Source organism: Streptococcus sp. SK643 (assembly GCF_000259505.1).
Taxonomy (GTDB): domain Bacteria; phylum Bacillota; class Bacilli; order Lactobacillales; family Streptococcaceae; genus Streptococcus.
In genome coordinates, this window is record NZ_AJMM01000008.1 from 262,736 (window position 1) to 275,750 (window position 13,015).

A 13,015-nucleotide genomic window follows, 5' to 3' on the forward strand; every position below is an offset into this window, starting at 1 on the left:
GTACATAAATGGAGATTTTTAGGCATATTTTTGGTATAATAATACCCATGAAAGAACAAGAAAATGAATAGTAGGTGGAGATGGAAAAGTATTTATCGGTAACAACTTTGACCAAGTATCTGAAAATGAAATTCGATAAAGACCCTTACTTGGAACGGGTCTATTTAACTGGTCAAGTTTCCAACTTTCGTAAACGACCTACTCACCAATATTTCTCCCTAAAGGATGATCACGCAGTTATTCAAGCGACTATTTGGTCTGGGATTTATCAGAAATTAGGTTTCGATCTGGAAGAAGGGATGAAGATCAATGTGATTGGGCGTGTGCAGGTTTATGAACCAAGTGGAAGTTACTCTATCATCATTGAAAAGGCAGAACCTGATGGGGTTGGTGCGCTTGCGATTCAGTTTGAACAACTCAAGAAAAAACTAGCTGAAGAAGGTCTGTTTCAAGAACGCTTCAAGCAACCTCTGCCCCAATTTTCTAAGAGAATAGGTGTAGTAACCAGTCGCAGTGGAGCCGTTATTCGAGATATTATCACGACTGTCAGCAGACGTTTTCCAGGTGTCGACATTCTTCTCTATCCGACAAAGGTACAAGGTGAGGGTTCTGCGGAGGAAATTGCTCGTAATATTGCGCGTGCTAATCAACGGGACGATTTGGACTTGCTGATTATTGGTCGTGGTGGTGGTTCCATAGAGGATCTCTGGGCCTTTAATGAAGAAATTGTGGTACGTGCTATTTTTGAGTCTCGTTTGCCAGTTATTTCTAGTGTGGGGCATGAGACGGATGTGACCTTGGCGGATTTTGTGGCAGATCGACGAGCTGCAACGCCAACAGCTGCAGCTGAACTGGCAACACCTGTGACCAAGTTGGATCTATTAGCTCATTTGCAAAATCAGGAAAAACGGATGGCAACGGCAGTCCGAAATGTCCTATCTAAGAAGCAAGAAGCTTTGAAAAAATGCAGTCAGTCTGTTATCTTTAGACAGCCAGAGCGCTTGTATGATGGCTATTTGCAACGCTTAGATCAACTGCAATTGCGCTTAAAACAAAGTTTGCGAACACGGATTTCCGATAACAAACAGCTAGTACAAGCAAGGAGCCATCAACTAGTCCAATTATCGCCTGTTACCAAAATTCAACGCTATCAGGATAGACTAGCTCAGTTGGACAAGCTCCTCCGTAGCCAAATGGCGCTGGTTTATGACGCCAAGGTTGCTGAGGTCAAGCGACTTTCAGAAGCCTTGCTGATGTTGGATACCAGTCGAATCGTGGCGCGTGGTTATGCAATTGTCAAAAAAGAAGAGTCTGTAGTTGATTCGGTTGAGAGTTTGAAGAAAAAAGACCGAGTAACGCTGTTGATGCGAGATGGTCAAGTAGAATTAGAGGTTAAAGATGTCAAAACAAAAGAAATTTGAGGAAAATCTAGCAGAATTGGAGACCATTGTCCAAAGCTTGGAAAATGGTGAAATTGCTCTGGAAGATGCGATTGCTGCCTTTCAAAAGGGCATGGTCTTGTCAAAAGAGCTTCAAGCGACGCTGGATAAGGCTGAAAAGACCCTGGTCAAGGTCATGCAAGAAGACGGAACAGAAAGTGATTTTGAATGAAGAAGCAAGAAAAATTAGCTCTTGTCGAGTCGGCCTTGGAAGATTTTTATGGTGACCAGCAGTTTGCCTCTAGTTTACGAGAGTCTGTTCTCTATTCCATTCATGCTGGTGGCAAGCGTATTCGGCCTTTTCTCTTGTTAGAAGTTCTGGAAGCCTTGCAGGTTGTTATTAAACCGGCTCACGCGCAGGTGGCGGCAGCCTTGGAGATGATTCACACAGGGAGTTTAATTCATGATGACCTTCCAGCTATGGATGATGATGATTACCGTCGGGGACGCTTGACCAATCACAAGAAATTCGGTGAAGCTATGGCGATTTTGGCTGGAGATGCTTTATTTCTAGATCCTTACGCCTTGATAGCGCAGGCAGATTTGCCAAGTCAGATCAAGGTGGACTTGATTGCCAACTTATCGCTTGCTTCAGGAAGTCTAGGCATGGTGGCAGGGCAGGTTTTGGATATGGAGGGTGAACATCAGCATTTGTCTTTGGAAGAACTTCAGACTATCCATGCTAATAAGACTGGAAAACTACTAGCCTATCCCTTCCAAGCAGCAGCCATCATAGCCGAATTGGCACCTGAAATGCAGGTGAAGCTGAAAACTGTTGGGGAATTGATTGGGCTTGCTTTTCAAGTTCGAGATGATGTACTTGATGTGACAGCTAGTTTTGAGGAAATCGGCAAGACACCACAAAAGGATCTACAGGCAGAAAAGTCAACCTATCCTGCCTTGTTGGGATTGGAAGAGGCTATTGCCTTTTGTAACCAGACTCTGGATCAAGCTAATGCAAACTTAGAAGAAATTGCTCAGCAGGTAGCTTTTGAGATAGAATCAATTGTAAAAGTAGTAGAAAGTTTGAGAATCAATGGCTAAGGAAAGAGTGGATGTACTAGCTTATAAACAGGGTTTGTTTGAAACGCGAGAGCAGGCCAAACGTGGTGTGATGGCTGGACTAGTTGTAGCAGTTTTCAACGGAGAGCGTTTTGATAAGCCAGGAGAGAAAATTCCAGATGACACCGAGCTGAAACTCAAGGGTGAAAAACTCAAGTATGTCAGCCGTGGTGGTTTGAAATTAGAAAAGGCCTTGCAGTTCTTTGATTTGTCAGTTGATGGGGCGACCACAATTGATATCGGTGCTTCTACTGGTGGTTTTACCGATGTCATGTTGCAAAATGGTTCTGAGTTAGTTTATGCAGTCGATGTTGGTACCAATCAGTTGGCTTGGAAATTACGCCAAGACCCACGGGTTGTCAGCATGGAGCAGTTTAATTTCCGCTATGCTGAAAAGACTGATTTCGAGCAGGAGCCGAGCTTTGCCAGTATTGATGTAAGTTTCATTTCCCTCAGTCTGATTTTGCCGGCCTTGCACCGTGTCTTGGCAGATCAAGGTCAGGTTGTGGCTCTGGTTAAGCCCCAGTTTGAGGCAGGTCGTGAGCAGATTGGAAAAAATGGAATTATCCGAGATGCCAAGGTTCATCAGACTGTTCTTGAAGCAGTTACTACCATGGCAGTTGAAGCAGGATTTTCAGTTCTTGGTTTGGACTTTTCTCCGATTCAGGGTGGACACGGAAATATTGAATTCCTTGCCTATTTGAAGAAAGAAGATTTTGCAAGTAATCAAGTTCTTGGGGATATTGATGAAGTAGTAGAAAGGGCGCATAGTCAGTTTAAAAATGAATAAAAAAGATAGACTTGAAAAAATCAGACGATTTGTAACAGATTACCAGATCGGAACACAAGAAGAAATTGTGGAGCATTTAAAGGAAACAGGAATTACTGCCACACAAGCGACAGTTTCACGAGATATTAAAGAATTGGGGATTGTTAAAATTCCTTTGAAGGATAACACATATGTCTACGAGTTACCAAAGTCAGTCGTAAAAAGTTTACAGCTTGCTGAAGATAATATTGAATCGGCAGAGTGGATGGATAAGATGATTAGCCTCCAAGTTGTTCCAGGGAACACTGCCTTTGTCAAAGCTCAGTTAATCGAGAATTTTTCAGATAAGATTTTCTCTTGTTTGGCAGATGATAGCTCAATTTTAGTTATTGCTAGAAGTGAAAGTCTAGCTAAGGAAATATATGAACAAGTAAAAAATTGGTAGGTCTATATGTTACTTGAAATTTCAATAAAAAACTTTGCCATTATTGAATCTATTTCTCTCAATTTTGAAACAGGGATGACAGTTCTGACTGGTGAAACGGGTGCAGGGAAGTCGATTATCATTGATGCCATGAATATGATGTTGGGAGCTCGTGCTACGACAGATGTTATTCGTCATGGTGAGCCAAAGGCAGAGATTGAAGGACTTTTCTCAGTTGAGAATAGCCGCCTTTTGCAGGAACTTTTTGAGGAGCAGGGCTTAGAATTAGGCGATGAAATCATCATTCGCCGAGAGATTTTACAAAATGGACGTAGTATCAGTCGTGTCAATGGTCAGATGGTCAATCTGTCTGTTTTACGTGCTATTGGGCAACACCTAGTCGATATTCATGGCCAGCATGACCAGGAAGAATTGATGAGACCCCAACACCATATTCAAATGTTGGATGAATTTGGAGATACTGCTTTTTGGCAATTAAAAGAGTCTTATCAGGAATCTTTTGACACCTACCGAAAAATGCGTAAGCAAGTTCTGGAAGTCAAGAAAAACCAAGAGGAACATAAGGCTCGTATCGAAATGTTGGAGTTTCAAATAGCAGAGATTGAGGCAGCTTCCTTGAAGCCGGGTGAAGATATAGCTCTCAATCAAGAGCGAGATAAACTTCTCAATCACAAGAATATTGCCGATACTTTAACAAATGCTTATAGCATGTTGGACAATGAAGATTTTTCAAGTCTAGCCCATGTCCGTTCAGCCATGAATGACATGGAAAGTGTTGAAGAGTTTGATCCAGAATATCGTGATATTTCAGCTTCACTTTCTGAGACTTACTATGTCTTAGAAGATATTAGCAAGCGTTTGGAAGGGATTATTGATGATTTAGACTTTGATGGCAATCGTCTCATGCAGGTTGAAAGTCGCTTGGATCTTCTTCATACCATTACACGTAAATATGGTGGAACTGTAGATGATGTTTTGCTTTATCTTGCTAAAATCATAGATGAATACAATCTCTTGACAGGCAATAATCTTTCTTCTGAAGATATGGAAACTGAGCTCAAGAAATTGGAAGTTAATCTTATCGACTTTGCAGGCCAGCTTGCATCTGCTCGTCATGAATTGGCTCAACAACTAGAAGCTGAGATTAAACAAGAATTGAAAGACCTGTATATGGAAAAAGCCCAGTTTCAGGTTCTTTTTAGCAAGGGTAAATTCAGCCGTGAAGGCAATGAAACAGTTGAGTTCTACATTTCAACCAACCCTGGCGAAGACTTTAAACCTCTTGTAAAAGTAGCATCTGGTGGAGAATTATCTCGACTCATGCTCGCTATCAAATCAGCCTTTTCTCGTAAAGAAGGAAAGACTAGTATTGTCTTTGATGAGGTGGATACAGGAGTATCTGGTCGTGTAGCCCAAGCAATTGCTCAAAAGATTCATAAAATCGGTCAGCATGGTCAGGTTCTTGCTATTTCCCATTTACCACAAGTGATTGCGATTGCAGATTATCAATTCTTTATTGAGAAGATTAGTAATGACCATTCAACAGTTTCGACTGTTCGTCTCTTGACGGTTGAAGAGCGAGTGGAGGAAGTTGCCAAGATGTTGGCAGGTGATGATGTGACAGAAGCAGCTCTGACGCAAGCTAGAGAATTGTTGAGAAACAGGGAGAAATAAGATGACAGACTATTATGTAATTGGAGATGTCCACGGAAAAGCAGGAATGCTGGAAGACCTTCTCAAAACATGGGATGGTCAGACTCAGTTGCTCTTTCTAGGAGATTTGATTGACCGTGGTGAAGATAGTCGTCGTGTTCTAAAGATGGTTAAGGACTTAGTGGACAATAAAGGGGCGATCTGTTTGTCAGGAAATCACGAGTATATGTTTTTGACTTGGCTAGATGATCCAGAAGAAAGCTATGATCACTATCGTCGCAATGGTGGAGACACAACTATTAACTCTATCCTAGGTCGTCCTTTGGATGCAACAGTTGATGGAGTTGAGGATGCCAAGCGTGTTGCTACTGAAGCGGCAGACTTGGTCGAATTTATTCGTCAAATGCCTTTTGTGGTAGAGACAGATAAGTATATCTTTGTGCACGCAGGTATTGATTTGACCTTGGACGACTGGCATGAAACAACAGATTATAAAAAAGTTTGGCTGAGAAAACCATTCCACGAAGCTGAAAATCATACTGGGAAAACCATTGTCTTTGGTCATACACCTGTCTATGGTTTGTTAAAGCAAGAGCGTGGTACAGAAGAGCTTTGGATAACAGAAGATGGTAAGATTGGGATGGACGGAGGAGCTGTCTATGGTGGTGTCCTTCATGGGATTGTCTTTACAGACCAAGGAATGACAGAACACCACTTTATCAAAAATGACGGCTTTGTTGCTGAAGATTAGTACTCCTAGCAGGGTATGGTCTTGTCAAAATGTCAAAAACAATTTATAATAAATAGATACCCTGAAAGGAAGAGAATCATGAACTTAGAAGAATTGAAAAAACGACAGGAGAAGATCCGAAACTTCTCTATTATCGCCCATATTGACCATGGAAAGTCGACTCTAGCAGACCGCATTTTGGAAAAGACAGAGACAGTATCCAGTCGTGAAATGCAGGCCCAGCTTTTGGATAGCATGGATCTAGAGCGAGAACGTGGGATTACCATTAAACTCAATGCCATCGAGCTCAATTATACTGCAAAAGATGGGGAAACTTATATTTTCCACTTGATTGATACACCGGGGCACGTTGACTTTACCTATGAAGTTTCACGTTCCTTAGCTGCCTGTGAAGGTGCGATTTTGGTGGTCGATGCTGCCCAAGGGATTGAGGCTCAAACCCTTGCCAATGTTTATCTGGCCTTGGACAATGATTTGGAAATCATGCCTGTCATTAACAAAATTGACTTGCCAGCAGCAGATCCAGAGCGCGTGCGTACAGAGATTGAGGATGTCATTGGTTTGGATGCCAGCGAAGCAGTTTTAGCATCTGCCAAAGCAGGTATCGGTATCGAAGAAATTCTCGAGCAAATCGTAGAAAAAGTACCAGCACCAACGGGTGATGTGACGGCGCCACTTAAGGCCTTGATTTTCGACTCAGTTTACGATGCTTACCGTGGGGTTATCCTCCAAGTTCGTGTCATGGATGGGGTGGTCAAACCTGGCGATAAGATTCAGCTTATGAGCAATGGCAAGACCTTCGATGTGACAGAAGTTGGTATTTTTACACCGAAAGCAGTTGGTCGTGATTTCCTTGCTACTGGTGACGTTGGTTATATTGCAGCTTCTATAAAGACGGTTCAAGACACTCGTGTGGGTGATACCGTTACCTTGGCAACCAATCCTGCGACTGAGCCATTACATGGTTACAAGCAGATGAATCCTATGGTCTTTGCGGGTCTCTACCCAATCGAATCAAACAAGTACAATGACCTACGTGAAGCCCTTGAAAAATTGCAACTCAATGATGCTAGTCTCCAATTTGAACCAGAAACATCTCAGGCACTTGGATTTGGTTTCCGTTGTGGTTTCCTTGGACTTCTCCATATGGATGTTATCCAAGAACGTTTGGAACGTGAGTTTAACATCGACTTAATCATGACAGCTCCGTCTGTTATCTATAAGGTTAATTTGACTGACGGTGAGTCTATGGATGTGTCCAACCCGTCTGAATTCCCAGATCCAACTAAGATTGCAACTATTGAAGAGCCATATGTTAAGGCGCAAATCATGGTACAACAGGAGTTTGTAGGAGCAGTAATGGAGTTGGCACAGCGTAAGCGTGGGGACTTTGTGACGATGGACTATATCGATGATAATCGAGTTAATGTTATCTATCAAATTCCACTGGCTGAAATCGTCTTTGACTTCTTTGATAAACTTAAGTCTTCGACACGTGGTTATGCAAGTTTTGACTACGAATTGTCAGAGTATCGTCCGTCTAAGCTGGTGAAAATGGATATCCTCTTGAATGGGGATAAGGTCGACGCACTCAGCTTTATCGTTCACAAGGATTTTGCCTACGAACGTGGAAAACTCATCGTTGATAAACTTAAGAAAATTATCCCTCGCCAACAATTTGAGGTTCCAATTCAAGCAGCTATTGGACACAAGATTGTTGCTCGTACTGATATCAAGGCCCTTCGTAAGAACGTACTTGCTAAATGTTACGGTGGTGACGTTTCTCGTAAACGCAAACTCCTTGAAAAACAAAAAGCTGGTAAGAAGCGCATGAAAGCTATCGGATCAGTAGAAGTTCCACAAGAAGCTTTCCTTAGCGTCTTGAGTATGGATGAAGAATAATGATTCTATAAAAACTCTTGAAATCCATTCAAGAGTTTTTATATTTTTAGTAAAAATTGTAAATCAACTCCATTTATGGTAAAGTAATATACGGAGGTTATTATGAAAAAAAATTTACTTTTAGCATCTATTTTGCTTACAAGTGTCGCGCTAGTGGCATGCTCAAATCAAGTTCAAACCCAAGCAAATTCAAGTAAAACAACTAGCTCTTCAAGTAGTCAAGATTCAACTAGTTCAAGCGCTGTTAGTAGCACACAGAATTCAGAAGAAAGTCAAGTGATTGGCTCTGATGAGTATGGTTTTGTTAAAGTGCCAAAGTCTTGGGTAAGGTTCAATGAAGTACAGGGAGGCAATGATATTCAATATTCAGACGGTACGGATGTAAATATTGTGACCTTGAATACCTTTAAAGCAGAACAATTTGGTATTTCTGATAGTGAATTTCAAAAATTAGAAACAGTTCGTATTTCTGATAGTATTTTTACTTCAAAAGAAAGTAATCCAGAATTCACTAAAGTTTGGGGATCTAAGTCAACTATTGGAGGTTATGAAGCCTATGTGGTTAACGCAATCTCTAAGTCTGGAAAATACATTATTACATGGATTTTTAAATCTAGTGATGGTAAGTTCAGATATGTTGCTTTAGAAGGGACTCCAGAGACATTAAAAAATCTACTTCCTATGATTGAAGAGAGTTGGACTATTCAAAAATAATTATTAAAGCAGGATTGGGATCCTGTTTTTTGTTTAAGTCATTAAAAAATGTTTGAAGTGTTTGTTTATAGTGTTTGTTTTGGGACAATAAATCAAAAATGAACAAAATTAGCAAAAAAAAGACAAAAAAGAACAGAAAAATATTGACAACGATTTCATATAGTGTTATACTTATAGCATAAAGTTAATGGAAAGAAGGGAGACCTTATGGGATTAGATCATTTCTTTGATAAAGACCTAGTCTTTTGTCTAGAAGCGAATAATCAAGAACAGCTCTTTGATCAGGTAGCAACTTTATTGGAAGAACGAGAAATCGTAGCTCCAACTTATCGTGAAGCCTTGATCACTCGTGAAAAGTCATTTCCAACTGGCTTAGATATGGAATTTCTTGGAAAGGATTTGCCAAATGTGGCGATTCCTCATACAGACACAGTCCATAATCTAGCAGAAAAGGTTGTAGTCGTAAGACTGGAAAAACCAGTGACTTTCCACAACATGATTGCACCTGATAAGGAAGTAGAAGTATCTTTACTCTTCTTTATCATTAATAACTCAAGTTCAAGTCAAACGAACATTCTCGCTCAGTTGATGGATTTCTTTACTGGGAATGGCCATTTGGAAGATTTGGCTAAAATTTCAGAACCAGAAGCTCTTTACTCATATATTACTGAAGCAACAGCTTAATAACGTCAATTAAAATTATAATCGGAGGAAATCTATATGATTAAAATTCTTGCTGCCTGCGGTGCAGGTGTTAACTCAAGCCACCAAATTAAAAGTGCTCTTGAAGAAGAACTCGCAAGTCGCGGTTACGATGTACACTGCGATGCAGTTATGGTTAAAGATGTTAACGAAGACCTTATCAAAGGTTATGACATCTTCACACCAATTGCTGCTACAGATCTTGGCTTTGACCCAGGTATTCCAGTAATTGAAGCTGGACCAATCTTATTCCGTATTCCAGCAATGAGCGCTCCAGTATTTGATAATATTGAAGCTGCTATCAAAGAACATTGTTTAAACTAATTTAAATTTGTTATCATTCATATAATATAAAAAGGGAGGAAATATTATGGATGTCATTATCGAACTAGCCAATAAGCTGTTCAAACCTATCTTGGAGATGGGTGGACCGATCATCATGCTGATCATTTTGACAGTATTGGCTCTGCTTTTTGGAGTGAAATTCTCCAAAGCACTTGAAGGTGGTATCAAACTTGCCATCGCCCTTACTGGTATCGGTGCTATCATCGGAATGCTGAACGGTGCTTTCTCAGCATCACTTGCAAAATTCGTTGAAAACACTGGTATCCAATTGAATATCACTGACGTTGGTTGGGCACCACTTGCTACAATCACTTGGGGATCTGCTTGGACACTTTACTTCTTGCTTATCATGTTGATTGTCAACGTAGTGATGCTTGCAATGAAGAAAACTGATACACTCGACGTCGATATCTTCGATATTTGGCACTTGTCAATCACAGGTCTTTTGATAAAATGGTATGCTGATAACAATGGTGTCAGCCAAGGGGTTTCACTCTTCATCGCGACTGCAGCAGTTGTTCTCGTTGGGGTTTTGAAAATTATCAACTCTGATTTGATGAAACCAACATTCGACGATCTTCTTAATGCACCAAGTTCATCACCAATGACTTCAACTCACATGAACTACATGATGAACCCAGTTATCATGGTTTTGGATAAGATCTTTGAAAAATTCTTCCCAGGTCTTGATAAATATGACTTTGACGCTGCGAAATTGAACAAGAAAATCGGTTTCTGGGGATCTAAATTCTTCATCGGTTTCATTCTTGGTATCGTTATCGGTTTGATGGGTACTCCACATCCAGTTGCTGGAGTTGAAGAAGCTGCAACCTGGCAATTAGTCATTAAAGGTTGGTTGTCTCTTGGTTTAACAGCTGGTGTATCTTTGGAACTCTTCTCACTTATCGGTTCATGGTTTATCGCAGCTGTAGAACCTCTTTCACAAGGTATTACAAACGTTGCTACTAAACGTCTTCAAGGACGTAAATTCAACATCGGTCTTGACTGGCCTTTCATCGCTGGTCGTGCTGAAGTTTGGGCTTGTGCGAACGTACTTGCACCAATCATGTTGATCGAAGCTGTGCTTCTTTCAAACGTCGGAAATGGTATCTTGCCACTTGCAGGTATCATCGCTATGGGTGTTACTCCAGCTCTCTTGGTTGTAACTCGTGGTAAATTGCTCCGTATGATTATCTTCGGAACACTCTTGTTGCCACTCTTCCTTCTTTCAGGTACTCTTATCGCACCATTTGCTACTGAACTTGCTAAAGGTGTAGGTGCCTTCCCAGAAGGTGTTAGCCAAACACAATTGATTACTCACTCAACTCTTGAAGGACCAATTGAAAAACTATTTGGTTGGGCAATTGGTAACGCAACAACTGGTGATGTAACAGCACTTCTTGGTGCAGCTGCATTCCTTGTATTCTATGTTGGTATCTTTGCTTGGTATAGAAAACAAATGATCAAACGTAACGAAGAATACGCAGCAAACGCAAAATAATGCACTCCTATAAAATGTAAATTGTAAAAGCTAGGTTGTCAATTTCCTAATTGGGAGTGACAGCCTAGTTTTTTTCTTAAATATAAAAATTCGGAGGTAAATAACAGTGATTGAATTAAAATCAGATAAATTAACAGTTGAGTTTAAAACACTCGGTGGCGCTCTTTCATCAATTAAAGACAATGACGGTATTGAATATTTATGGCAAGGTGATGCTAAATACTGGGGTGGTCAAGCACCAGTTCTATTTCCGATCTGTGGCTCGTTACGTGATGATACGGCTATTTATGTAGATAGTAAAGGAAATGAATCTAAAGGAACTATTCCAAGACATGGATTAGTTCGCAAGAAAGAGTTTAACTTGGTAGAAAAAACTGATAATAGTGTAACCTTTGCGATTGAAGATGACCGATCTTCTTATGAAAACTATCCTTATCATTTCCGTTTAGAAATTACTTATACAGTTATTGAAAAAACTGTTCGTACACAATATAAAATTTTTAATAAAGAAACTAATAAAGTGATGCCATACTTTATTGGAGGTCATCCTGGTTTTAATTGTCCTCTTTCTGAAGATGAATCCTATGAAGATTACTACTTAGAATTCGAAAACGAAGAGACTTGCACCGTTCCACGTCCTTTTCCTGAAACTGGTATGCTGGATTTTAATGATAGAAGTCCATGGCTATCAAATCAAAAAGAATTAGATCTAAGTTACGATCTTTTTAGTGTAGATGCTGTTACACTTGATGAATTAAAATCTAGAACGATTACATTACGATCTCGTAAGCACAATAAAGGTCTAAAAGTCGACTTTAAAGAGTTTTCTAATCTCATTATTTGGTCAACATTAAATAAAGGTCCTTTTATTGCCTTTGAACCTTGGTCTGGCTTATCAACATCTCTAGAAGAAGGTGATCATTTGGAGGATAAAAAGAATGTTCGACTCTTAGATGCAGGTCAGGTAGACCAAATTGGTTTTGATATCGAAATTCTTTAAAATTAAAACAGAAAACAAACATTAACTGTTGACTTTTTTCAAAAATAAGAGTATATTATGTTTGTAAGCAACAAATCTTGTTTGAAGCAAACAAATAGTAGGTTGTTATATTTTCTTTATAAGTAAAGAAAAACCCCTTTAAGTTCTCTTAAAGGTATCGTAAGGATGTTTATCATCTGAACAATTATTGATGTTAATAAACTGCCAGATAATTTTTATTGTTAAAATTGTACGATTAAGATTTACTGGCCTAGAAAAATAAAAAGGAGTAAACAATATGGCTATTGTTATCGGTGCAGACGCTGCAGGTTTAAGATTGAAAGAAGTTGTAAAAGACTTCTTAGAAAAAGAAAACTTCCACGTTGTGGATGTTACAGCAGAAGGACAAGATTTTGTTGATGTAACTCTTGCTGTTGCTGCAGAAGTAAATAAAGAAGAGCAAAACCTTGGTATTGTTATTGATGCTTATGGTGCTGGTCCTTTCATGGTAGCGACTAAGATTAAAGGAATGGTTGCTGCAGAAGTTTCTGACGAACGCTCAGCATATATGACTCGTGGACATAATAACTCACGTATGATCACAATGGGTGCACAACTTGTTGGAGATGAACTTGCTAAAAACATTGCTAAAGGATTTGTTAACGGTAAATACGATGGTGGACGTCACCAGATTCGTGTTGATATGTTGAACAAAATGTGCTAATTAGATTACAATAAGAAAGGTAAGTTAAA

Annotated in this window: 14 protein-coding genes; all 14 read left to right on the top strand. The window is 39.8% G+C overall.

The window, feature by feature from the left end:
• The first annotated feature begins 80 nt into the window (after positions 1–80).
• The 14 genes from xseA to lacA all read left to right on the top strand — a co-directional run bounded on the left by xseA (position 81) and on the right by lacA (position 12,986).
• Positions 81–1,421 (top strand): exodeoxyribonuclease VII large subunit, encoded by a 1,341-nt coding sequence (gene xseA / locus HMPREF1117_RS05770; protein WP_000417453.1) that lies wholly within the window; start codon positions 81–83, stop codon positions 1,419–1,421.
• Positions 1,399–1,611 carry an exodeoxyribonuclease VII small subunit gene (locus HMPREF1117_RS05775; RefSeq protein WP_000043226.1) on the top strand — a complete coding sequence of 71 codons (213 nt, stop codon included), beginning with the start codon at positions 1,399–1,401 and terminating at the stop codon, positions 1,609–1,611. The genes xseA and HMPREF1117_RS05775 overlap by 23 nt, the downstream gene beginning before the upstream one ends.
• Positions 1,608–2,483 carry a polyprenyl synthetase family protein gene (locus tag HMPREF1117_RS05780; protein WP_000743825.1) on the top strand — a complete coding sequence of 292 codons (876 nt, stop codon included), beginning with the start codon at positions 1,608–1,610 and terminating at the stop codon, positions 2,481–2,483. Before HMPREF1117_RS05775 ends, HMPREF1117_RS05780 begins: the two co-directional genes overlap by 4 nt.
• Positions 2,476–3,291 (top strand): TlyA family RNA methyltransferase, encoded by an 816-nt coding sequence (locus HMPREF1117_RS05785; protein WP_001041043.1) that lies wholly within the window; start codon positions 2,476–2,478, stop codon positions 3,289–3,291. Before HMPREF1117_RS05780 ends, HMPREF1117_RS05785 begins: the two co-directional genes overlap by 8 nt.
• Positions 3,284–3,715, top strand: a complete 432-nt coding sequence (locus HMPREF1117_RS05790; protein WP_001034309.1) for an arginine repressor — start codon at positions 3,284–3,286, stop codon at positions 3,713–3,715. Before HMPREF1117_RS05785 ends, HMPREF1117_RS05790 begins: the two co-directional genes overlap by 8 nt.
• Positions 3,716–3,721: 6 nt before the next feature.
• Positions 3,722–5,389, top strand: a complete 1,668-nt coding sequence (gene recN, locus HMPREF1117_RS05795) for a DNA repair protein RecN (protein WP_000923624.1) — start codon at positions 3,722–3,724, stop codon at positions 5,387–5,389.
• A 1-nt stretch (position 5,390) separates the two neighbouring features.
• On the top strand, positions 5,391–6,119 hold the full coding sequence (locus HMPREF1117_RS05800; protein WP_000133361.1) for a metallophosphoesterase family protein: 729 nt from the start codon (positions 5,391–5,393) through the stop codon (positions 6,117–6,119).
• A gap of 78 nt (positions 6,120–6,197) precedes the next feature.
• Complete coding sequence (gene lepA, locus HMPREF1117_RS05805; RefSeq protein ID WP_001047211.1) at positions 6,198–8,021, top strand: translation elongation factor 4; 1,824 nt, start codon at positions 6,198–6,200, stop codon at positions 8,019–8,021.
• 102 nt (positions 8,022–8,123) lie between these two features.
• Positions 8,124–8,735 (top strand): hypothetical protein, encoded by a 612-nt coding sequence (locus tag HMPREF1117_RS05810; protein WP_000739902.1) that lies wholly within the window; start codon positions 8,124–8,126, stop codon positions 8,733–8,735.
• A gap of 207 nt (positions 8,736–8,942) precedes the next feature.
• Positions 8,943–9,419, top strand: coding sequence for a PTS sugar transporter subunit IIA (locus tag HMPREF1117_RS05815; RefSeq protein ID WP_000521970.1), 477 nt, complete (start codon positions 8,943–8,945; stop codon positions 9,417–9,419).
• Positions 9,420–9,455: 36 nt separating this feature from the next.
• A complete protein-coding gene (locus HMPREF1117_RS05820; protein ID WP_000590546.1) occupies positions 9,456–9,761 on the top strand; it encodes a PTS sugar transporter subunit IIB in 306 nt (101 codons plus the stop codon).
• A 46-nt stretch (positions 9,762–9,807) separates the two neighbouring features.
• Entirely contained in the window at positions 9,808–11,283 is a 1,476-nt protein-coding gene (locus HMPREF1117_RS05825; protein WP_000382519.1) for a PTS galactitol transporter subunit IIC, read from the top strand.
• Between the two features lie 106 nt (positions 11,284–11,389).
• A complete protein-coding gene (locus HMPREF1117_RS11565; protein WP_000571437.1) occupies positions 11,390–12,283 on the top strand; it encodes an aldose 1-epimerase family protein in 894 nt (297 codons plus the stop codon).
• Positions 12,284–12,560: 277 nt separating this feature from the next.
• Positions 12,561–12,986: a galactose-6-phosphate isomerase subunit LacA gene (gene lacA, locus HMPREF1117_RS05835; RefSeq protein ID WP_001018896.1), complete on the top strand. Its 426-nt coding sequence runs from the start codon at positions 12,561–12,563 to the stop codon at positions 12,984–12,986.
• Positions 12,987–13,015: the final 29 nt, after the last annotated feature.